The sequence below is a fragment of the Pedobacter psychroterrae genome, assembly GCF_004331695.1.
Taxonomy (GTDB): domain Bacteria; phylum Bacteroidota; class Bacteroidia; order Sphingobacteriales; family Sphingobacteriaceae; genus Pedobacter; species Pedobacter psychroterrae.
Genome location: NZ_SJSL01000007.1, coordinates 192,369 through 216,663, shown reverse-complemented (window position 1 = coordinate 216,663; position 24,295 = coordinate 192,369). Strand labels below are relative to the sequence as shown.

At 43.7% G+C, this 24,295-nt stretch carries 15 protein-coding genes; 12 read left to right on the top strand and 3 right to left on the bottom strand.

Features of this window, described 5'->3' with window-relative positions:
• The first annotated feature begins 18 nt into the window (after positions 1 to 18).
• The 9 genes from EZ437_RS19085 (at position 19) to EZ437_RS19050 (ending at position 14,697) form a co-directional block, all read left to right on the top strand.
• Positions 19 to 723 (top strand): tRNA1(Val) (adenine(37)-N6)-methyltransferase, encoded by a 705-nt coding sequence (locus EZ437_RS19085; protein WP_131597665.1) that lies wholly within the window; start codon positions 19 to 21, stop codon positions 721 to 723.
• A 38-nt stretch (positions 724 to 761) separates the two neighbouring features.
• Entirely contained in the window at positions 762 to 1,253 is a 492-nt protein-coding gene (locus tag EZ437_RS19080; RefSeq protein ID WP_131597664.1) for a metallophosphoesterase family protein, read from the top strand.
• A 21-nt stretch (positions 1,254 to 1,274) separates the two neighbouring features.
• A complete protein-coding gene (gene fbp, locus EZ437_RS19075) occupies positions 1,275 to 2,351 on the top strand; it encodes a class 1 fructose-bisphosphatase (protein WP_131597663.1) in 1,077 nt (358 codons plus the stop codon).
• A gap of 292 nt (positions 2,352 to 2,643) precedes the next feature.
• Positions 2,644 to 5,817, top strand: coding sequence for a SusC/RagA family TonB-linked outer membrane protein (locus tag EZ437_RS19070; protein WP_131597662.1), 3,174 nt, complete (start codon positions 2,644 to 2,646; stop codon positions 5,815 to 5,817).
• Positions 5,818 to 5,830: 13 nt separating this feature from the next.
• Positions 5,831 to 7,738 carry a RagB/SusD family nutrient uptake outer membrane protein gene (locus tag EZ437_RS19065; RefSeq protein WP_131597661.1) on the top strand — a complete coding sequence of 636 codons (1,908 nt, stop codon included), beginning with the start codon at positions 5,831 to 5,833 and terminating at the stop codon, positions 7,736 to 7,738.
• 32 nt (positions 7,739 to 7,770) lie between these two features.
• Complete coding sequence (locus EZ437_RS19060) at positions 7,771 to 8,940, top strand: DUF5000 domain-containing lipoprotein (RefSeq protein WP_131597660.1); 1,170 nt, start codon at positions 7,771 to 7,773, stop codon at positions 8,938 to 8,940.
• 78 nt (positions 8,941 to 9,018) lie between these two features.
• A complete protein-coding gene (locus tag EZ437_RS19055) occupies positions 9,019 to 10,227 on the top strand; it encodes a DUF4998 domain-containing protein (RefSeq protein WP_165500477.1) in 1,209 nt (402 codons plus the stop codon).
• A gap of 39 nt (positions 10,228 to 10,266) precedes the next feature.
• On the top strand, positions 10,267 to 11,568 hold the full coding sequence (locus EZ437_RS21775) for a GH36-type glycosyl hydrolase domain-containing protein (protein WP_205942761.1): 1,302 nt from the start codon (positions 10,267 to 10,269) through the stop codon (positions 11,566 to 11,568).
• Positions 11,569 to 14,697, top strand: coding sequence for a GH92 family glycosyl hydrolase (locus EZ437_RS19050; RefSeq protein WP_205942760.1), 3,129 nt, complete (start codon positions 11,569 to 11,571; stop codon positions 14,695 to 14,697).
• A gap of 1 nt (position 14,698) precedes the next feature.
• On the opposite strand, the gene EZ437_RS19045 is transcribed toward EZ437_RS19050, so the two are convergent.
• Positions 14,699 to 15,430: a GntR family transcriptional regulator gene (locus EZ437_RS19045; protein ID WP_131597658.1), complete on the bottom strand. Its 732-nt coding sequence runs from the start codon at positions 15,428 to 15,430 to the stop codon at positions 14,699 to 14,701.
• A gap of 222 nt (positions 15,431 to 15,652) precedes the next feature.
• Between EZ437_RS19045 and EZ437_RS19040 the strand changes: the two genes are divergently transcribed.
• Positions 15,653 to 17,512: a class I mannose-6-phosphate isomerase gene (locus EZ437_RS19040; RefSeq protein WP_205942759.1), complete on the top strand. Its 1,860-nt coding sequence runs from the start codon at positions 15,653 to 15,655 to the stop codon at positions 17,510 to 17,512.
• A 35-nt stretch (positions 17,513 to 17,547) separates the two neighbouring features.
• Positions 17,548 to 18,921 carry a sugar porter family MFS transporter gene (locus EZ437_RS19035; protein ID WP_131597657.1) on the top strand — a complete coding sequence of 458 codons (1,374 nt, stop codon included), beginning with the start codon at positions 17,548 to 17,550 and terminating at the stop codon, positions 18,919 to 18,921.
• A 13-nt stretch (positions 18,922 to 18,934) separates the two neighbouring features.
• Here the strand turns inward: EZ437_RS19035 and EZ437_RS19030 are convergent, their stop codons facing one another.
• Entirely contained in the window at positions 18,935 to 21,337 is a 2,403-nt protein-coding gene (locus EZ437_RS19030) for a GH92 family glycosyl hydrolase (protein ID WP_131597656.1), read from the bottom strand.
• Between the two features lie 112 nt (positions 21,338 to 21,449).
• A complete protein-coding gene (rnhA, locus tag EZ437_RS19025) occupies positions 21,450 to 21,923 on the bottom strand; it encodes a ribonuclease HI (protein WP_131597655.1) in 474 nt (157 codons plus the stop codon).
• Positions 21,924 to 22,050: 127 nt separating this feature from the next.
• Between rnhA and EZ437_RS19020 the strand changes: the two genes are divergently transcribed.
• The gene (locus tag EZ437_RS19020) at positions 22,051 to 23,790 is read left to right on the top strand and encodes a hypothetical protein (RefSeq protein WP_131597654.1); all 1,740 of its coding nucleotides are present in this window, start codon (positions 22,051 to 22,053) and stop codon (positions 23,788 to 23,790) included.
• The last annotated feature ends 505 nt before the right edge of the window (positions 23,791 to 24,295 follow it).

The window sequence follows — 24,295 nt, the reverse complement described above, 5'->3', positions numbered from 1 at the left end:
GCAGCTGCTTTATCAGGTATGGGAAATGTTTTCAGGTTTAAGCAATTTGAGGTAGACCAGGAAGGTTGCGCCATGCGGATCAATACCGATGGAGTCCTTTTGGCTGCAATAGCAGCACATGTAAAGCCGTCCCGCATCCTGGATATCGGTACTGGTACAGGGGTGATTGCGCTGATGATGGCACAGCGTTTTCCAACGGCGCTGATAGATGCAGTAGAAATAGACGGTTCTGCAGCACTTGCCGCGGCCGGCAACTTCAGGTCATCTCCCTTTGCCGACAGGGTCAGTGCATTTCAAACAGATATTGCAGCGTATGAACCAGAAAACAGATATGACCTGATCATTTCCAATCCGCCTTTTTTTGTAAATGACCTGAAAAATCCCGAAAGCAGGAAGAGCCTGGCGCGTCATGCTGCTGAGGATTTTTTTGAAACACTGGTATTAAAAGCTGCCACTTTGCTAAGTGAAGTGGGTGTATTGTGGCTGATCCTTCCGGTTAAGTCAGCAGATCAGGTGGTAAGTATAGGGAAAACAGCTGGATTGGTGCTTCACAAGGAGGTCAGTATTTGCTCTGATGTTACCAAACCGGTGATCAGAAAGGTCATTGCACTAGGACGTACAACGCGTGCTGCAGAAGAGGAGCGTCTCTATATTTATGAAGCGGAAGGTGTTTATACGCATGCTTATAAGGAATTGCTAAAAGATTTTTTCCTTGCATTTTGATTATATCAATAGCTTTGTGCTAGATAAAAATCGATATTTTGATTAAAATAGGTTTACTTTCTGATACACATGGCTTCCTGGATGATGCTGTATTTAAACATTTTGCGGATTGCGACGAAATCTGGCATGCAGGCGATTTTGGTCCGGATGTAGCAGAAAAGCTCGTCGCATTTAAACCTTTAAGAGGCGTATATGGGAACATAGACGACAAAGAGATCAGGAATGAATTTCCGGAGCATATACGATTTAGCATAGAGAATTTGGACGTTTGGATGACTCATATTGGCGGATACCCGGGAAAATATGCGCCTCAGGTAAGGAGTGAAATATACACTAAGCCTCCAAAATTATTTATTTGCGGGCATTCTCATATTCTGAAGGTGATATATGATAAAAAAATCGATTGTCTGCATATAAACCCAGGTTCGGCCGGAAATTCGGGCTGGCATAGAATAAAAACTTTAATTAAATTTTGTGTTACAGCTGGAAAAGTACATAACTTAGTCGCCATAGAAATAGGTAACAGATAACGTATTAATTACACTAAGTATATGTCAGGTATCACTACACTGGGTCAGTTTATCATAGAGAAACAGGCAGATTTTCCCTACGCAAAAGGCGAGCTGTCAAGGCTGCTGCGCGATATTGGAATTGCCTCAAAAATAGTCAACCGGGAGGTGAACAAGGCAGGTCTGGTAGATATACTTGGCGCAGCGGGTACCGTTAATATTCAGGGTGAGGGGCAACAGAAATTGGATGTATTTGCCAATACGCAGTTTATCAGTGCCCTCACCAGCGGAGGCGAGTGTTGTATCGTAGCTACAGAAGAGGAGGATGAGTTTGTGCCGATCGATTCACCTGTGTCAAAAAACGCCAAGTATATAGTTTGCATCGATCCGCTTGATGGATCCTCTAATATAGACTGTAATGTAGCGGTAGGAACAATTTTCTCTATTTACAGAAGAAAATCTACCAATGGTGTAGCTACACTGAAAGATGTACTTCAAAAAGGAACTGAGCAAGTTGCTGCCGGTTATGTAATATACGGTTCCTCTACCATGCTGGTGTATACAACAGGCAAGGGAGTAAACGGATTTACCCTGGATCCGTCAATAGGGGAGTTCTGTCTTTCGCATCCTGACATGAAGGTGCCTTCAACTGGTAATATTTACTCTATTAATGAAGGTAATTATGTGCATTTCCCAACAGGGGTTAAAAAATACATCAAGTATGCTCAGGTAGAGGATAAAGAAACAAACAGACCTTATACATCCAGGTACATCGGATCAATGGTAGGCGATATCCACAGAAACCTGATAAAAGGTGGTATTTATATCTATCCGACTACTGCAAGTTCACCAAATGGCAAATTGCGTCTGCTATATGAGTGCAATCCCATGGCATTTATTATTGAACAGGCCGGAGGGATTGCTTCCGATGGCTTCAACAGGATTCTGGACATTGAGCCTTCAGAACTGCACCAACGTACAGCTATATTTATTGGCTCGCCTGAGATGGTTAAAGTAGCGCAAGGTTTAATGGCAGAATATTCTGCAGAGCAAAACAGGGATGCTAAATTATCTGAAACTCAGTTTAAGCAATTGAGTGTTATTGGAGGTGCCGATTAGTATTATTTAAGCAGGCATAGGAAGCCTGTTTCATCTGTGGTTTCCAAAAAACCCGTGACTTCTGCTCACGGGTTTTTTTGTATATAAATAATATGTATTAACATGTTATTTAGTAATGATTTTTTTTTTCGGCTACAATATTGTCCGATACCAGGATTTAAATCAATATGTTACGTCCATTATAATTAAATTAAAAAATAATTTGCGATTATAAAATTATTATGTATCTATGTATGTACAAATTATCGTTGAGAACAATTTAACCAAATACTTATAACCAATTTAAACCACTATGTATCGAAGAAATTTTACTTATCTAAAGGTGAAATACCTCTGTTACCTTTTACCGTTACTATTCGCTGCTGTCGGAATTAAAGCCCAGACTGCGGTTTCCGTTTCAGGAGTTGTAACTGATGTTAAGGGGCTTCCGCTACCGGGAGTAAGTGTAACACTAAAAGGCACAGCAAACGGTGTCACTACCAGCAACGATGGAAAATACGTACTGAATGTACCAGACGCCCAGGGTGTGCTGGTATTTTCTTTTGTGGGCTATCAGAAACAGGAGCTGAACATCAGTGGGCGTAAGACGGTCGATGTGTCACTAAATGAAGAAGACAATCTGCTGGACGATGTAGTGGTAGTTGCCTACGGACAGCAAAAGAAGGAAAGTATGGTCAGTTCTATTACTACCATCAATCCAAAAGAGCTGAAGGGGCCCACCAGTAACCTGACTACGATGCTGGCAGGCCGCTTGTCTGGTGTAGTGGCATATCAAAGAAGCGGCGAACCGGGTGCAGACAACGCGCAGTTCTTTATCCGTGGAATTACGTCATTTGGCTCCGGTAAGGTTGATCCGCTGATTTTGATTGATGGTATGGAATCCACTTCTAATGCGCTTGCTAGGTTGCAGCCTGATGATATTTCTGGATTCTCTGTATTAAAAGATGCAGCTGCATCTTCATTATATGGTGCAAGAGGTGCAAATGGTGTAGTTCTGGTAACTACCAAATCGGGTGTGAGCGGAAAAACGAAATTCAATGTGCGGTTTGAGAACTCAGTTTCTTCTAATACCCAGAATTTTCAGTTGGCCGATAACATCACTTATATGAAGCTGGCCAACGAAGCGGTACTGACAAGAAACCCACTTGGTTTGCTGCCTTATTCGCAGACCAAGATCGATCGTACAGCTGCTGGAGCAAATCCTATGCTTTATCCCAGCAATAACTGGATAGATATGCTGATAAAGGACTATACGATGAACCAGCGGTTTAATATGAACATGACTGGTGGGGGTAATGTAGCGCAATATTACATAGCTGGTACATTTAACCAGGACAATGGGGTGCTGAAATCTGAAGCAGGCAATAATTTTGACAACAATGTCAACCTGAAAAGTTATGAGATCCGCTCTAATGTAAATGTAAAACTGACACCTACTACTGAAGGTATTGTCAGGACTTCAGGAAGTTTTGATGATTATAATGGGCCTGTAGGGGGTTATGATGGGAATGGCAACAGGATCAATGGCGGTGCCCTGGTATTCGCAAGTGCGCTTTCGTCTAATCCGGTAAACTTTCCGGCCACTTATCCGGCCTCGGCATTGTCGAAAGTAACACATCCATTGTTTGGAAATGCTACCCTTGCCGGAGACGGACCTGGATATACCAATCCATATGCACGGATGGTTTCAGGATTTCAGCAATACAATACCTCCACCTTAAATGTACAGCTGGAAGTAAAGCAGGATTTTAAGTTTATTACAGAGGGTCTTAACGCAAGGGTCATGGCTTACACACAGCGTTATTCTTATTTTGACCTGAGCCGGGCGTATACGCCTTACTATTATTCTGCCACTCCTACTTCAGCAGATGGTAAAAACTATAGCTTGAATCTGCTAAATGAATTGAATGCTACGGAATATCTGAATTATACACAAGGCGCCAAGGTACAGAACACCACTACCTATATGGAGGCGGCTGTAAATTATAACCGCACCTTTGGCGAAAAACATAGTTTCAGCGGGCTCCTGGTGACATTGCTTAGAAATTACCTCAATGCGAATGCGGGCACTTTGCAATTGTCTCTCCCTTTTAGAAATCAGGGACTTTCTGGCAGGTTTACCTATGGCTACGACAACAGGTATTTGCTGGAAGCCAATTTTGGCTACAACGGATCGGAGCGGTTCGCCGAAAATCACCGGTATGGCTTCTTTCCTTCAGTAGGTGTTGCCTGGAATGTATCCAATGAGAAATTTATGCAGCCGCTTGCGGGAGTAGTGTCTAAACTGAAGTTCAGGGCTACTTACGGTCTGGTGGGTAATGATCAGATTGGTAATTCAAACGACCGTTTCTTCTACTTATCAAATGTAAACCTCAGCGACGCCAACCGTGCCGCCAGGTTTGGTACCGACTATAGTTTCGTTAGGAACGGCGTTTCCATATCCAGGTATTCCAATGAAGACATTACCTGGGAAAAGGCGCAAACCACCAATATCGGTATGGACCTCAGCTTGTTTGGTAGTATGAACCTGATTGTAGATGTCTACAGACAGCATCGTAGAAATATTTTGATGAATAGGGCTTACATTCCTAATACCATGGGATTGGCTGCAGGCATTCAGGCCAATGTGGGCGAGGCAGAAGGCAAAGGTATAGATCTTTCGCTGGATTATAATAAGAGTTTTGGTGATATGTGGATACAGGGCAGAAGTACTTTTACCTACGCCACCAATAAATTTCTGGTCAATGAGGAACCGGAATATGCCAGCAGCTTATATTATTTGTCACGCGTAGGCAACCCCTTGCAGCAAACTTACGGACTGATTGCAGAACGTCTGTTTGTGGACGACGAGGAAGTGAGAAATTCTCCTTATCAAAATTTTGGTGAAGTAAGGGGTGGGGACATCAAATACCGTGATGTAAACGGGGACGGACAGATTACTTCCCTGGATGTAGTGCCGCTTGGTTTGCCTACAACCCCAGAAATTGTTTACGGGTTTGGCTTGTCGATGGGCTATAAAAATTTTGATGTGAGCGGGTTCTTTCAGGGTTCGGGCAGGTCATCTTTCTGGATAAGCCCCGGAGCCATCACTCCATTTGCCTTTAGTGGCGGATCACAGAATGGTTTGCTGGAGGTGATTGCCAATGACCATTGGTCGGAGGATAACCGCAATGTTACCGCTTTCTGGCCACGTCTGGATCAGAATGTAAGTTCCAATAACACGCAAACATCCAACTGGTGGATGCGCAACGGGTCGTTCCTGAGGTTGAAAAATGTGGAGTTAGGCTACAATATTTCTGAGAAAGCATTGCGCAGACTGCACATCGGCAGTATCAGGCTATATGCCAATGGAACCAACTTGTTTGTGAAGAGCAGCTTTAAGCTTTGGGATCCTGAGCAGGGCAGTAACGGACTGGGATACCCGGTTCAGAAGGTCTTCAACTTCGGAATGAACGTACAATTTTAAATAGATTATCGATATGAAAATATTTAATACATACCTTATTTTGTCAGTCGCGGGCTTGATGACGCTGCTCTCATCATGCAAAAAAAGCTTTCTGGATGTAGTGCCTGATAATGTGGCCACAATTGACAACGCTTTTGCCAACAGGAACGAGGCTGAAAAGTTCTTGTTTACGCTCTACAACAACCTGCCACAGGAAGGGCATCCTGAAACAAATCCCGGTTTTAACGCAGGCGATGAATTCTGGATCTATTGGCCGATCAGTGGTGAAGACTTCTGGTCGCTCGATCCCTACAACATAGCACGTGGCTTGCAAAACAAAGTTTCTCCGAGGATGAACTATTGGGATAGTTTTGACGGTAAATCCATGTGGCAAGGTATCAGGAACTGTAATATATTCCTAGAAAACATCGACAGACCGATAGATCTGGAACCTTACGTAAAAACCAGATGGATTGCTGAGGCCAAATTTATGAAAGCATATTTTCACTGGTACTTGCTGAGAATGTACGGGCCAATTCCCATCATTGACACCAACCTGCCCATCACGGCTAATATTGATGAAGTGAAAGTAAGCAGGCAGCCGGTAGATTCGGTAGTGAATTATATTGCAAGATTATTGGATGAGGCAGCGGGAGATGGAAATACAGGCCTGCCTGATAAGATTACTAGTTTGGCTACTGAATTGGGCAGAGTGACCAGACCCGCTGCACTCGCCATCAAGGCAAGATTACTGGTTACGGCTGCAAGTCCGCTGTTTAACGGAAATCCGGATTACGGCAATTTCAAGAATCCTGACGGAACCTTGTTGTTCAATTCTACCTTCGACCAGACAAAATGGGATAAAGCTGCGCAGGCTTGTAAAGAAGCCGTTGAAGCTGCAGTTGCGGCTGGCCATACGCTCTACAAGTTTGTTCCTGGTGCAGTAGCGGTGACTGATGAAGTAAAGATAGAGATGAACATCAGAAATGCAGTGTGTCAGAAATGGAACACTGAGCTGATCTTTGGAAATACTGCTTATGGTGCCCCCACAAATGCTTTGCAGGTGTACGCCTGTCCACAATTGCAGACCACTTTTGTCAACCTTGGCCTAAAAGGCCAGCTTGCACCAACAATGAAAATGGCAGAGCTGTTCTACACCAAAAACGGAGTGCCGATCACGGAAGACAAAACATGGGACTATGCGAACAGGTTTAACCTGAGAAGCACCACAGCAGCCGATAAACAGCTGCAGGCCAACTACCAGACTGTTGGGCTGCATTTCGACCGAGAGCCCCGCTTTTATGCAGATCTGGCATTTGACGGATCGAAGTTCTTCATGGCTGATGGCAACCATGATATCCAAAGTAAATCTGAGCAGCCTGCGGGTAAAAAACAAAGCAGGTTGTATTCTGTAACCGGGTACTATGCAAAGAAATTGGTAAACTGGAACCTGGTAGAGACCCAGACTTCCCTTACAGTAGAATCTTATCCATGGCCGGTAATGCGCCTGGGAGATCTGTATATGCTCTATGCAGAAGCTGCAAATGAGGCTGGTGATGGTGCTACCGCGCTAAATTATCTAAATCAGATCAGGGAGCGCGCTGGTCTGAACACTGTAGAGAGTTCATGGACTAATTTTTCTACCAGCCCTGATAAATATACCACTAAAGCAGGTCTTAGGGACATCATTCAGCAAGAGCGTCTGATCGAAATGGCATTTGAGGCTAGCAGATTCTGGGACCTGAAAAGATGGAAGAAAGCCAGCCAGGTATTGAACCAGCCGATCTATGGATGGGATATCATCAGAGCTAGTTATGCAGACTATAACAGAAGGGTATTGCTGTTTAATCAGTCGTTCGTTAGTCCGAGAGACTATTTCTGGCCGATTAGCGAAGGTAACTTCCTGGCAAATCCTAAACTGGTGCAAAATCTGGGATGGTAATTATGATCTGTTTAAATTATAAATAAAAGATAATGAAAAGACTAACATATATCTTGTGTATAGCGGTAATACTGACAGCAACACAAGCCTGTAAACAAAGCGAGGTGGTGTCGCTCGTGAATGATGGAGGAGCTCCGGGGCCAGTCAGCAACGCTTCTGTAGAAAATATGGCCGGTGCCGCAAAAATAACCTATACGCTGCCGGCTGATAAGGATGTGCTGTATGTAAAGGCCGTCTACACCTCCAAACAAGGTGATGTACGCGAAACAAAAGTTAGCTATTATAACAATAACCTCACTGTACTGGGTTTTGGTGATACAGACGAGTATGAGGTAAAGCTGTATGCGGTAGACAGGGGTGGCAATGAGTCATCACCATTGTCAGTAACTGTTCATCCATTAAAAGCACCATTTTTACTTGTTCGCGAGGGAATTACAGTGATCCCCGATTTTGGCGGTATTAATGTAGCTTTTGGAAATTCCACTGAAGATAACATTGCCATAGTGATTCTGGCCAATGATTCATTGGGTAACTTTGTTCCGATCAATACCAATTACACAAATTTAAAAGCAGGTAATTTTAGTACCAGGGACTTGCCATCGGTAGATACCAAGTTTGGGATCTATATCCGCGACAGGTGGGGCAATATATCAGATACACTGATCACTACACTAAAGCCGCTGTTTGAAGTAAAATTAGACCGTACTAAAATGGTGGGTGTCAATTTGCCAACTGATGCCCCGCTGGGCTATAGTGGTGCCATTTCTCACTTGTTTAACGGCGACGTTGGCAATGGGGGCTATTACCATACAGGGGATGCCGCAAAAATGCCGCAATGGTTTACTTATGATATGGGACTATCCGTTAAGCTGAGCCGCATGACCTGGTATATGCGGCAGGGGTTTTATTTTAACCTGCACAATCCTAGGAAAGTGGAGATCTGGGGTAGTAATAATCCCGGTTCCGACGGAAGCTTTACCAACTGGACATTGCTGGCTACCCACGAACAGATCAAGCCTTCAGGATTGCCTGCCGGGCAATTGTCTAATGCCGATAATGACGCAGCAGCAGCAGGGGAGACCATAACATTCCCACTTGATGTGCCAAAAGTAAGGTACATCAGGTTTAAGACAGTAAGGAACTGGTCTGACGGAACCTATGTTAATTTCAATGAAATTATGATGTGGGGTGCGCCGGAATAAACGGTTGTAACGGAGATAGAATTAAAAGAAGAAATCAATGATGGCCTTTATAGCCTTAAAAAAAATATGATGATGAAGATGAATAAATATCTTGCTTGTCTCTTTATAATTGCTGCAGGTTTATGCGTTGCATCCTGTACAAAAGAAGATGATTTTAAAAAATTTATAGCAGGTGGTGAGGTTACCTATCCTGCCAGGGTAGACTCGGTAATTGTAAAATCTGGAAATAAACGTGTGCAGCTCAGGCTGGCCCTGGGCAGTGATCCTTCTATTACCAGAATCAAGGCTTACTGGAACAACCGTGCAGATTCGCTTGAGATTCCGGTAAGCAGAGCAGGAGGCTATGCGAGAGACACTGTCAATATGCTGATCAGCAACCTGAACGAGGGTGTGTACAATTTTGACGTGTATACTTTCAATGCCAATAACAATATTTCTGTTGTAGCACATGCCACGGGCAGTGTATATGGTGACAGCTATGCGAGTACCATTGCCAACCGTTTGGTAAAATCTATTACTCAGGATGTGGCAGGTAATATTGTGATCACCTGGCTTTCGCCGCTGGCTGGAGAGAAATTTATAGAAATTAAATACAGGGACAACAGTGGTGCAGAGAAAATAATAAAAACGCCTGAAGGGGCATTAACCACCTCAATAGGTGATTACCAGGGGGAAACAGTTTTGTCTTACCGTTCAGTATTTTTGCCTGACAGCAATGCTTACGATACTTTTTCGAAGGACTATGTCAACATTACCCTGCCTGCTTATGAAAGGCAATTGGCGAAGAGCGGATTTGCAGAACTGATCCTGCCTACTGATGTGAAAGAAGGTGGCTTCGGCTGGCTAATGCCGGCCCTCTGGAACGGCGTATATACAGGTAATGGCTTTGCTACACAGCCAAACAAGCCCTTGCCTGTATGGTTTACTTTTGATACAGGTGTATTAAATAAGTTGAGCAAAGTCAGGTTCTGGATGCCGCAAGACCGGATTTACAGATTGGAGGCTGTTAAATCGTTTGAAATTTGGGGTAGCGACAATCCTGCATCTGACGGCAGTTGGGCCAGCTGGACTTTATTGAGTACCTGTGAAGTTCCTAAACCGTCCGGATCACCGGTGGGGACCACTACTGCTGCTGATATTGCGGCGGCTGAGGCGGGTCATGATTTTATCTTGCCAACCACTGTTCCACGTACCCGTTATATCCGGATCAAGGTACTTTCCAACTGGGGTAATGGCTCCTTCCAGGCAATGGGCGAATTCACCTTCTTTACCAAAGAACGTTTGTAAGTTATAGTATATTTAAATTTTAAAGATAGATCCTGATTAATGAGTATAAGAAAAGTTTTGATAGTTTGTTTGCTGATACCTGGTTTAAATGTGTCTTATGCGCAAAAACTGTTATCTGCTGATGCATATAAAAAAAATGAATCTGTTCTGCCGCTGGCAGATTCAGTTAAGAAAATGGCCGAAAGGCTGATAAAGACCGGTTTTACCGCCGGGGATGGCTATGGCGAAGTATGGATCAGGGACATGAACACTTTTATAGAAGTTTCATGCAAGGTCAATGACAAAGCAGTGATCAAAAAACACCTGATCCGCTTCCTGCAGTTCCAACAACCTGATGGGGGTATTTTGGACGGTTACGTGCCCAACCCGAAAGGCTCAGGTGTGCCATACAAATATTATCATTCGGTACTTGCACCTGACTATGCAGGCCATAAAAATACGGTGGAAACCGACCAGGAATCCTCATTGGTTCAGGCCGTGGCTAAATATATTAAAGCGACCGGCGATAAAACTATTCTAAAAGACACCGTGGCTGGCAGTAACGTGCAGAAGCTGCTGGAAAAGGCTATGCAGTTTTTACTGACCCAAAGGTTTAGTGAGCCGCATGGGCTAATCTGGGGCGCAACCACGGCCGATTGGGGTGATGTACAGCCCGAACATGAGTGGGGTGTAGAGATAAATAAGGACACGCATAAAGCGATAGATATCTATGACAATGCGATGTTTATCATTGCTATCAATGATTACCTGGGTTTTGCTGAGATCTCTGCTATGGAACGCAAGCAATGGACAAAGGTGCGGGATGGACTTAAAAAGAACATCCGCAAGCATCTGTGGGACAAGGCTAAGCAAAAATACATCCCTCATGTATATTTAAACGGTTCCCCGTTTTCAGGCTTTGATGAGTCCGAAATCTATTATCATGGAGGTACTACAGTAGCCATTGAAGCCGGTCTGCTCAGTAAAGCAGAGGTACTGGCAGCGTATCATAAGATGCAGGACAACTTAAAAAAAGCAAATGCGTCAAGCATTGGTTTGACGCTTTATCCTGTTTATCCTAAAGGTTCATTTAAAAATTCAGGGATGGGGCCTTATTCTTATCAGAACGGGGGCGACTGGACCTGGTTTGGCGGAAGGATGATCTCACAACTGATCCGCTATGGATTGATCAGTGAAGCATGTGAGGCGGTTGAGCCTATGCTGGCCAGGGTGCTAAAGAACAAGGGTTTTTATGAATGGTATACACCCGACAACAAACCCCAGGGCTCTTCCAGTTTTAGAGGAGAAGCGGGCGTGTTATGGACTGCAGTAAATGAACTGGAAGCAAAATTGAAGAAATAGATGAAGTACGTTAAAATCATATTGGTCGTGCTGCTCTGCCTGAATGTATGGAAGGCAGCTGCACAGAAAAAGACGGTTTGGGAAATTGGCAAGGCCGATAATAGAAGCGACGGAATGGCGCTTGCCCCGTCTGGTTATCAGGACTTTCTGAACAAAGATTTTGGTTGGGAAGATCGCTTTTTTATCATCGGACATTCCAAAACAGAGACCGACTGGCCATATGTATTGCCTGGTCCGAGCGACGGCTGGGGAGGTACAGGCCCCACTTCAGGTATCCGTACACACCATGCAAACATCCTGTTTGGTCTTCGGGAATTGCCTGCGCAGGGCGACTGGAAGTTTACCGTAGACCTGGCAGGTTATCATGGCGATGGGCCTCCATTATTTAAAGCAACAGTGAATGGTAAAGGTTTTGTCAATCAGTTGCCAAAGCAAAAATCAAATAATGCAGTTGTGGGTGACTATAGTGCAGCACAGGAACATAAAATTGAAATCCCGATACCCAATGGCCTGTTGAAAAAAGGGGGGAATGAAATCCTGCTTACTACGCTCGATGGCTCCTGGATGGTGTTTGACCAGTTGAAACTGGAAGGCCCCCAAGCTGTGCGGCTGATTGCCAACAAAAGTGTTTTTTTAAGAAGCGTAAAAGCTGCTGATTATGAAATAGTAGAGAATGGAAAGCGTTTTCAGCCCTTGCTTGTAGATGCGCAGCACCTTTCCGGTAAACCGGTACTAACTGTAAAACTGGACGGTGTGGAGATCTTCAAAGATCAGCTGGATAGTGCCCGATACCAGTTTGAGGTGCCTATGCCTGCAGTTGTCGCTTCCAAACAAAGTAAATATGAGATCTTTGATAATGGCGTATTGCTGGAAAGGGGTACGGTAAAACGTGCTGCCAAACAGCAATTTACACCTGCAGATTATGTAGATACCAAGATGGGAACAGCACATTCGAGGTGGATGATCGCACCTGGGCCCTGGATGCCATTTAGTATGGTGAAACTGAGTCCGGACAATCAGAATCCCGGATGGCAAAGTGGCTATGATCCCAGTTTTGAGAGTGTAGGTTTGTTTAGTCACATCCACGAATGGACGATGGCGGGACTGGGCATGCTGCCTGTAAACGGACCTTTGAAAATAAAAGGAGGGGACCAGCGTAAAGAGGATGGTGGCTATCGTTCTCAGATAGATAAATCTACTGAAGAAGCGCCACTTGGCTATTATAAAGTAATATTGAAAGATTATGGGGTAAAAGCAGAGCTAACGGCAACCAGTAGGTGTGGGTTTCAGCGGTATACTTACCCGAAGGCTACCGATTCGAGGGTGATGATCGATCTGCAGATCCCGGCAGAATACCGGTATCAGCTAAAAGATGTTTCGCTTAGAAAAGTTGGCGACCGCCGGATAGAAGGATTTAGCAGGCAGTTTACACCCAATGCCTGGTCGGGTGATGTAAACCAGGATTATATCGTTCACTTTGTGATAGAATTCGACCAGCCCATCAGGAAGTTCGGGACATGGACGGATGAAAAGATCGGTGATCAGGATATTGTAAACTCAGGATCTGTTAAAGATGCAGGAGCCTATGTAGAGTTTGATACGAGAAGCAACCAGGTAGTGCAGGTGCGTACCGGTATTTCCTTGGTGAGTCTGGAAAATGCTGCACTAAACTTGCAGGAAGAAATAACAAAGCCCTATGGCTGGAGCTTTGATAAAGTACGCAATGGTCAGCGTACAGAATGGAACAAGCTGATCGGCAGGGTAGCGATTAGCAGCAACGACAGAAGAGAGAAGGTCAGGTTTTACAGCAATATGTACCGTGCATTAGCCAGCAGAAATACCTGGAGTGATGTAGACGGCAGATGGGTAGACGCTACGCAAAAGATTCAGCAGCTGAAAGATCCCCAGGCGCTTGCACTTGGTTGTGATGCTTTTTGGAATACATTTTGGAACCTCAACCAATTTTGGAACCTGGTAACGCCTGAGTGGTCCTCTAAATGGGTGAAATCGCAATTGGCAATGTACGATGCCAATGGCTGGCTCGCAAAAGGTCCTGCTGGTATGAACTATGTGCCGGTGATGGTGGCGGAGCATGAAATTCCATTAATTGTAGGTGCTTATCAAATGGGAATCCGCGACTTTGATGCACAGAAAGCGTTTGAGGCGGTACACAAAATGCAGACTACACCTGCACAAAAGGTGGGGCTTGGTTTTGCGGGCAACAGAGACCTGGAGCCTTACCTCAAATACAAGTATGTGCCATATGATAAAGGCAGGTTTTCTAATACCCTCGAGTATGCATATGACGACTGGACAGTATCGCAATTTGCGAAGTCTTTGGGTAAAACTACACTGGCAGAAGAGTTTGCTGTAAGATCAAATTATTGGAAGAATGTGATCGACAAAGAGACAGGTTATGCGCGTTTGCGACATTCTGATGGTACCTGGATGAAGGATTTTGATCCTTTTAAATCAGGCGCCAATGAACATTATGTAGAAGGAAATGCCTGGCAGCTGACCTATTTCGTGCCACAGGATGTAACAGGTCTGGCCAATGCAATTGGTATAGATAAATTCATCGACAGACTGTCATGGGGTTTTGGCGAAAGCAATAAACTGCGTTATAATGCACCGGGCGACCAGTATTGGGATTATCCCGTAATACAGGGAAATCAGCAGTCTATGCATTTTGCTTTCTTGTTCAATTATGTTAAAAAGCCATGGCTGACACAACAATGGAGCCGTTCAATTATAGACCGTTACTATGGCTATGAACTGGCAAATGCTTATTTGGGTGATGAAGACCAGGGGCAGATGAGTGCCTGGTTTGTGATGGCAGCTTTGGGACTGTTTCAGACAGATGGCGGTTGCAGTACTGAGCCGGTATATGAGATCGGCAGCCCTATTTTTCCCAAAGTAAGCATTGATCTTGGCGGACAGTACGGAAGGGGTAAATCCTTTACGATAGAGGCTTTAAATGCATCGAGGGCAAATAAATACGTGCAAAAAGCAACATTGAACGGAAAAGCGCTACACTCATTCAAATTCCCTGCAAGTGAGTTGCTTAAAGGGGGTAAAATAGTATTGGAAATGGGTGATAAACCCAATATGCAATGGGGGATAAATTAATTTATCCCCTTCTGCTTTCTACGGTATATACAAAGCTATCTGCTTTGTAATAGCCAAGATTATATTCTATAGGACGCTCCGCCTGATCATAGACAAAACGTTTACGGAACAAGATGGGGCTTCCTACCTCAGTTTCCAGTTTTCCTGCTATGAATTTATCAGCCGATCTGGCGCTGATCTCTTCTTTAGAAAGCTCACTCACAATGTTGTAATCCATCTCCAGTATATCATACAAGGGCCTTTTAAAATCCTCCTCTCCGGTCAGTCCGGTACGCGGATGAAAATAAGAGACGAAGTATACAAAAGGGCCTTCAGGTCTGCCTCTTAAACGCTCCAGTTTTAGTATTTTCTGATCAGTCTTGATATTAAGGAAGTTAGCGATGTGTTCTTCCGGATAGATCCAGCTCACATGCAGCTCAAAGTTTTTAATAGGGATACCCCGTGCCTTCATCTCCTGCGAGAAGCTTAACCAGTTGACGGATTTGGAACTGATCAGTGCATCGGCCACTTTGGTTCCTACACCCTTTTTGCGGATTAGCAGTCCTTCATATACCAGCTTGTTCAGCGCCTGTCTCAATGTAGTACGCGAGATCGCCAGTTGGCTCGCTATGTCAATCTCATTGGGAAGTAACTTTCCGTTTTGAAACTGCGGGTCCTTAATCATCTTGCGCAACAATTCTTCTGCCTGAATGTGAAGTGGAACAGGGCTTTTATGATTGAGTGACATCTTCATTATGAGGATCCTTTTAGTTTGTTTTTTGCGTAAAATGATACATGCAAAATTATGAAAATATATTTGTAATGGATGATTAAATCATTATGTTTGTACATGTTTGTTCTTTCATGCTAAACAGGGTTTAAAATTATTAGGTATTTATCTTATTTTTATTGCTTTAAATTACTTTTTATACTGTTTTAGTATGTTTATACATATATATAATTTTTTAATGGTCGAATGACTGATAAGCACATGACTGAAGTTTTAGGGAATAAAGAAAATAGTAAAACACAAATGAACGGGAATACTGATGGACATATATGGCGAAATAGTACACAACCTTTGTTGCCTGTTAATGTGCTCACCGAAGAAGAATCTACTGGTAAAAATTACAATACCGTACCATTCCATTCTTTAGGCGATTCGAAGATATTTAGTGGATACATTTCTTTAGCCCAATGGATCATCGAGCAGCAAACAGTAGTGATTGATGGATATGGAGGGGTCTTTTTTGACAACATCCAACAGCATATCCATGCCGAAATAGAAAAATCCGGATACACAGTAGCGTGGCAGCGAACTTCAGATCTTTTAAAATCTGAAGCGGATATTGAGGCCATGGTTAAACCCTTTTTAGGGGGGACTGACGATGTATGGGGCTTTAAGACGAGTTTGTCATTAAATGACTTTTTTGATCAGGATAGGCTGGCTACTGCTGTTATTAACCCAAATAGAGACATCAACATCATTATCGGCACAGGCGCATCACTTGCCGGCTGGAATGCACCGGTTGTTTATTTCGATATACCAAAAAACGAAATTCAATACCGCATGCGTGCAAAATCGATCAGTAACCTTGGAAAGAGCGGTACTGAGCGTTCGTTCAATATGTACAAACGGTTTTACTTCGTAGACTGGGTGGTATTGAATGCACATAAAGAAGAATTGCTTCAGCGTATGGTCATTGTGGCCGACGGACAGCATTTTGACGAGGTAACCTGGATGTTTAAAGAGGATTTGGCTGAAGGACTGAAAAAGCTTAGCGAGACTGTTTTTCGTGTGCGCCCATGGTTTGAGAGGGGATCTTGGGGGGGGCAATGGATGAAAAAGCACATTAGCCGGTTAAACAACGAGGAGGTTAATTATGCCTGGTCATTCGAACTGATTACACCGGAAAATGGTTTGCTTTTTGAAAGTGAAGGTAACTTGCTGGAGGTATCGTTCGACTTTTTAATGCTGTTCCGTCACCAAGCGGTTTTGGGTAAGCATGCAGCGCAGTTCGGCACCTATTTCCCGATCAGGTTTGACTTTTTGGATACTTATGACGGAGGCAATCTTTCCATACAATGCCATCCATCCAGGAAATACATCAAGGAACAGTTTGGTGAAGAAATCACCCAGGATGAGACTTATTACATACTAGATTGCAGGGATGATGCCAAAGTCTACCTCGGTTTTCAGGAAGATATTGATCCTGCAAGCTTTAAGCAGGCGCTGGAAGAAAGTCAGGCAGAGAACATGCCTATCGAAGTAGAAAAGTTTGTGCAGAGTTTCCAGTCGCGCAAACACGCACTGTATCTGATACCTAATGGCACCGTCCATAGCTCAGGGATCAATAATATGGTGCTGGAAATCAGTGCTACCCCATATATTTTTACGTTTAAAATGTACGACTGGTTGTCACTGGACCTCAACGGTAATCCAAGGCCTATCAATATCAATCATGCGTTCAACAACCTGAGGTTTGAGCGAAAAGGGAAAGTGGTGAGCGAGGAGCATATTTCGAAAGAGCGGGTGATTGAAAGTGGCATGGATTGGGAACTGATCCACCTGCCTACTCACAGGGATCATTTTTATGATGTGCAAAGGGTAGAGTTTGATACAGAGGTAGAGATAGATACCCATAATGTATGCCATGTGCTGATGTTGGTAGAGGGTTCATCTATTTCAGTGAGGATCAATGAGGAGGATACGCATTTTAACTATGCCGAGACCTTTATCGTACCCGCTGCCACAGAGAGGTATACCCTAATCAATCATGGCCATGGTCGTGCCAGGGTTATAAAGTCCTTTGTAAAGGACAGCTTTGAATTGTAATAAACCGGAATTAACTATTAACCAAATATAAAAATATGAACAATTACAAGATTTACCTTGGTTTGATTACTATGGTGGCGTCTTTGGGCGGATTGCTTTTTGGGTTTGACATGGCGGTCATATCCGGTGTATTGCCTTTTGTAGAAAAGCAGTTTAGCTTAACGCCTTTGCAGGAGGGCTGGTTTGTGTCTTCTGCATTGGTAGGATGCATCATCGGTGTTTCGTTTTCTGGCGACCTAAGTGATAGGTTGGGCCGCAAAATGCTGCTTTTTCTATCCGCATTTTTATTCCTGATCTCTGCGATAGGATGTTCTCTTGTAGCAGAACTAAACCTCCTGATAGCCGCCAGGCTGGTTGGTGGCATCGGTGTGGGTATTGCTTCTATTGTGGTGCCGCTTTATCTTTCAGAAATCTCGCCTGCAGCCATAAGGGGCAGGTTGGTTACCTTTTATCAGTTGGCCATCACCGTAGGTATTTTACTCGCATACGTTACCAATTCACTGCTGTTGGGCTATTCAGAACAGTATGCAGGTACTGCAGGAGCGGGAATCTTTGATCTGGTATATATTGCGGAAGTATGGCGGGGTATGTTTAGTATTGGAACTGTTTTAGCGCTGCTGTTTGTTTTAGGCTTGTTTTTTGTGCCCGAAAGTCCGAGGTGGCTGATCAAGAAGGGTCGCTTGAAAGAAGGGCAGGACATCCTTAAAAAGATCAATGACGGCAGGGAAGAAGCCATCAGTACAGAAGCTGAACATAACGAAAACGGATCTTACAAAGAGCTCTTTACCCCTAAATTGCGTAAGGCATTGCTCCTGGGCATTTTGCTGCCTTTATTTTCCCAACTGAGCGGTATCAATGCCATCATTTACTATGGCCCATCTATTTTACATGATGCCGGGATAGACCTGAGCAATTCTTTTTTAGGACAGATCATATTTGGACTGGCCAACCTTGTGTTTACTTTTATTGCAATCTGGAAAGTTGACCAATGGGGCCGCAGACCACTTTATCTGATTGGTACTGTCGGCGCCACCATCAGTTTGTTTATCACCGGACTGCTATTCTACCTGGGTCTTACCAGCAGCATATTTCTGATCATCAGTGTCACTGTATTCCTGGCTTGTTTTGCCTTTTCTATAGGGCCATTGAAATTTGTAGTCGCTTCAGAGATTTTTCCTACAAGAATCAGGGGCAAGGCCTTAGGGCTGAGCATTATGGTAATGTGGGTAGCGGATACCGTCATGGGTCAGGTAACTCCCATACTGCTAAGAGAAGCGGGTACTGCCGCGACCTTTTGGGTTTTCGCATTCTTCTGCCTGGTTGCATTCCTAACAGTTTATAAATTACTTCCCGAAACCAAAGGTAAATCTCTTGAAGAGATCGAAACCTTCTGGAACGAGAAGAAGTAAAAGTTATATTAAATTATTGCGTAGATGGGGGAGGATCTTTAATCCCCCATTTTACATTTGGTGTTCCAGCCATTACAAATTCCAGTCTCCCGCCTTTCATCAGTTCATCGCGGTACATCCAGCAATTTTCCAGTGCCTTGCCATTAAAGGTAGCTGATTGCACATAAACGTTATCAGCAGAACCGTTAACTGTCTTAATCAACAGTGTTTTTCCATCGCCCAGCCTGATCTCGGCTTCGGCAAACACCGGGCTGCCAAATTCCACAATCGGCCTCAGATCTGTAAATCCTTTGACGTCAAATAATCCTAAGGAAGCCATCACATACCAGGAACCCAGCTGGCCCTGATCTTCATCCTGACCATAGCCATAGCCATGAATGCTTTCGGTACCGTAAAATTCATCACAGATCGCCCGTGTCCATTTCTGTGTCAGCCAGGGCTTGCCTGAAAAATTAAACAGCCAGCTTACGTGCAGGTTAGGCTGGTTGCCATGGTTATAATTGGACCGTATGCCAGCAAAAGCATCAATCGTTTTACCGCCGCCAAAACCATTCTTTTGAGCCGTCTGGAAGATGCCATCCAGCCTGTTGTTAAATTCTTCTTTACCCATTTTCGCAATCAAACCGGCAGGATCATGCGGTACATAAAATGTATATTGTACTGCATTGCCTTCCTGAAAACCTCTCCATGGCTGCAGCTGGTCAAATTTATCAATAAACGAACCATCCGCATTTTTAGGCTGTATCAGTTTATTTTCTGTATTGAACAGTAGTTTCCAGCCCTCAGATTTTTTACTGAACAACTGGTAGTCGTCCATTTTGCCAAGCGATTTAGCCATTTGCGCAGCGGCAAAGGCACTGTAGCTGTATTCCAGTGTATGTGAAGCGGAAAAGCGGGAGCCGGTAGTATCAGTAATGTCCTGCTCCAGAAAAGGCACGTATCCATTCTTCATAAATGCTTCAACGTCTATCTTACCAGATCCTTCAGGCCTGTTAGTGCCTTCCACTTCATTTTCCCTGATGGCTTTGTAGGCAAGGTTAATGTCATAATCACGGATGCCGGAATTGTAAGCAGCTGCAACGGCCAGCCCCACAAAGTTTGTCCCCACCCCGGAGGTGAACTGCCCGTTTGAGATGCCGTCGCCAAACCAACCCCTGTTTTTGTATACTTCAAGTTGGGTCTGTACGTAATCTTTGTACCTATCCGGATAGGACAGCGCCCATAGCTGCGTAAGGTTCCAGAATGCACCCCATATGGCATCAGTGTTGTAAAAATTATAGTTAGGCTTGCCTTCTTTATTTAAAGGCAGCCGACCAATGGCATTATCATATTTAGGGAAGTAGCCGTTCACATCGCTGGCAATACCGCGGCCCAGTAATGCATGATAAAGGCCTGTATAGAATTTAACTTTTTGCTTATGGTCAGGTCCGCTGACATACAGTTTGCTAAGCTCCCTTTGCCAGATCTCCTGCGCCTGCTGCCGGGCTTTATCAAAGGAAAGTCCTTTGCTTTCCGTTTCCAAATTGATCTTTGCGTTTTCAACAGAAGTGTAAGAAAGGCCTATTTTTAGTTCGATGGTTTCCTGCTCTGCAGTGCTGTATTCCAGGTATAATCCGGCACCCTTTCCTGTAGCGGAACTGGAGTTTGGGTTAATTGTTAGCTCGCCTTTTACATTACTTTCAGCTGTTACAGTTTTCGCTTTAAATGCACCTACATGTTTGGGCTTTTTGCTAATCTCGCCATAGAAATACATCGAGATCTGACCTTTTGGGTCGTACTTGCGGATATAGCTTGGGTAGGTGGTCACAAACCCTTCAAAATGGGTGTCATCGGTCATTTTTACTGAAGCATCCGTTACTTCAGCACTTTCACCCTGCTTATTTCCGATATCAAGAATAATCCTCGACTGTTCTTTTTTAGGAAAAGTATACCTGTGGAAGCCCACCCTTTCGGTAGCAGTCAGTTCGGCTTTAATGTGGTAGTCATCCAGCAGTACGCTGTAATAACCTGGCTCTGCAATCTCGTTTTTTCTGTCGAACATAGACCTGTAGCCCGTTTTTTCAGTACCTCGTTTTTCATCTTCCAACTTTCCTGGTCTTAATTTCAACAGACCGTTAGCGGGCATTACAGATACCCCGCCGATCTGCCATTCATGAAAATGAACAAACCCTTCAATTGAGTTGTGTCTGGTATCATAGCCCACCGCCTCCCAGCCCGTAGGGTTTCCATAGTGACCATTGGTAGAGGGAGCAAGCTTTGCCATACCATGCGGCAGGGCTGCCGGGGTATAAAAAAACCATCTGCTATGTGCTGTGCCGATATTGGGGTCTACATATTTAAGCACATTTTCGCGCTTTAGGCTACAAGCCGGCAAGAGCAGTACAAGGACCGCTAAGTTAATAGTATGTCTATACATAATTAGATAAATTTAACTAATTTGTTTGAATATGTACAAACATGATAACGAAATTTATCAAAAAATTAATGCCACTACTAAATTTATAGGCTTAGTACATCCTGATGAGACTTTACAGAAAGCCCGCCTTATTTTGTTCTGCTTCAAATTCCGCATCAATGGCAAGGGCCGACCTGTTTTTTGACGCAGCTACAGCAAGTTCATCGCAGCGCTCATTTTCAGGATGATTGTTGTGTCCTTTGATCCAAACAAATTTCACAATGTGCAATTTATAGACGTTAAGAAAACGCATCCAGAGATCTTTGTTTTTTTTGCCTTTAAATCCTGTTTTTACCCATCCGAACACCCATTTCTTATCTACCGAATCAATCACATATTTAGAATCAGAAAAAACGGTTACCTGTTGACCGGGGGCCTTAATTGCATTCAGGCCTGTTATCACAGCCAAAAGCTCCATTCTGTTGTTTGTTGTCATGCGAAAACCACCACTCAATTCTTTATAATGAGCGCCTGACCGCAAGATCACTCCATATCCTCCGGGTCCGGGATTTCCGCTTGCTGCCCCATCGGTGTAAATTTCAATCATGGTTAAACATACTAAAATATTCTTTTTTCCGTATAACTAGTTAATAAGCGGAACTATTTAAGAATTCATAAGTTGTTGATTTTAAAATAACTAAAACTTAAAACCCTTTTACTAAGTTTGTATTAATATGTATAGATTCTTCCTTCCCATACTTTCCTTGTTTGTTTTAGCTGTATCCGGATGTAAAAACCCAGCTCAGGATATAATCATTAACATAAATACAAGCACCCTGTTCAAATCACCCTTGCTGGTGCATTTTGACAATTCCGGTGGGGCTCCTCTGGGTGATTTTGAGGTCAGCATTTCAGGAAAAGACTCTGCATTGGTGCAGATGGGTACCGGAGGTACTAAATTTAAAGCAGTAGAAGGCATGATGAGCCTGGCATTAAAGTCAGATGCCAAACCGACTGAACAAAACCCCATCGTATTTATTGTTAACGCTGACATAACAGGTTATGCACAAGTAAATAAAAAAATTGTCATCACTACAGATTCAGCCTTGATGTACAGGATACCGCTAAGTAAATATGTAAAACCGGTAGACGGCACCTCGACATTCGAGATAGAAACACTGCTAAGCCACGGCGTAACCACTGAGCAATTAACTTTATCCACACCCGTGAATTTAAAACTGGCACAGACTGTATCCGTAAACATTCCATTGGGTACAGAAATGCTGGATGCAAGTAAAAAAATAATTGATGCCAATCTGTTGAAATCTACCCTGACCTTATATGGCCTTTCAGCCACCTCTCTGGCTGCAACTTTTCCTAAAGGGCTTACAGACATCAACGGAGTTGACAAAGATGGCAACGCAATTCCGGGCGGCGTGAGCTATACCACTGCTGGCCTGGTGAGAACCGCAATGCTGGCAGGGGAAACAGCCGTGAGGCATTTCTCGCAGCCCTTGCAGGTTAGCCAGGAACTGGCCATTAATATCACAAATCCGGATACCAAATCGCCCGTTAAAGCAGGCGATGTAATCCCGCTTTGGGAGGGTGCCTCAGGTTCGTACAAGCCGACTACATATACAGCCATAGTAGCAACGAGCGCCAACGGCAAACTTGTAGCGAACTACAGCATCCCATATACTTCTACCTGGAATCTTGCCTGGCGTAAATCTGCAGTTCTTGGATTCATCAACCGCGACCTGGCCATTAATTTTTTACCTAATAAAGCCAGCTGGACAGGTTTACATACTGTTCAGTTGCAGACCTCTAAAGGGACTTATCTGACTAATTTACCCAGGTACACACCAGAAAAGGAGTTTTTCAGACAAGGAAAGATTTTAAACGGAACTACAACATATACCAGTGTGACCGGCAAATATGGTTTTGGGCTTGTCACAGTACCTGATATTGGTAATGCGAAAGTTGTCGTAATTGATGCTAAGGGAAAAACTCTTGGCGAAAGTGCAGTATTTGACCCTCGTACGGCCAGCAGTATCAATGTAAATATAACTGTTCCGGATCCTGTTGTGCCTACTGTTCCGCCCGGACCAACCGGACCCCCAGAATACATCAACATAAGCGCAGAGTTTACAGGAAAATGCATTGGTAAGAACATAGTTGCGCCTTTGAATTCCTGGGTGACGATTAATGATATTACAGATAAAAAATATATTTATGTATATGTAAAAAGCGGTGCCATAGATCAGCCGGGTGGGGTAATGAAATTAATTGTCGGCCATCAGTATAAGATCAGCGCCACTTACCAGGGTAAGGCTTACAGTACCGGAACATTCCCGATCAAAAAGGCCAGCATGGATATACCTGCTGCTGCTGAGAATTTTAGTGTGGTGACCACCTATAATGGAACGTCCAATACGATCAATATTGTCGGAGTACTTTCAATGGACTGTAATTAAGCTATAGAATCGGCGGATGAGTTTGAGGCAATAGATTTAATCATCGCCGGCTCAGTTAGGGGCTTTTCGAGAATTTTAGAAGAAAGCAATTAATAAATTATTTTTACTTTTTCAAGAGGTCAAACAGTTCAATATTAAAGCTATTGACGAGATTTATCTGCGTTCGCTAAAGACCCCTGCTATCCAACGGACGCTTGATTTATGAGTCCGGCATTTTCAAAATCATATTTTATGGCCAACTAGTCTGGATTGACAGCCGAACTCGCTCGAAACTGTCGGATTGTTCCTGGATTAAAATTGTAAATTGAATTTACACCATAATTTAAACTCAGGTTATTTGAAACATAATGTCTAAAATCATATTTAAAATTTTAATTTTTAACCCTGCTTTCCAGTCAAGACCGGCGGGATCTTAATTTATGCACGAGAAAAACTTATCTAAGCCGTTATCTTAATTTCGGAAAAGTAGTCATCAGCTTTAACCTTACAACAAAACTGCCCTAGT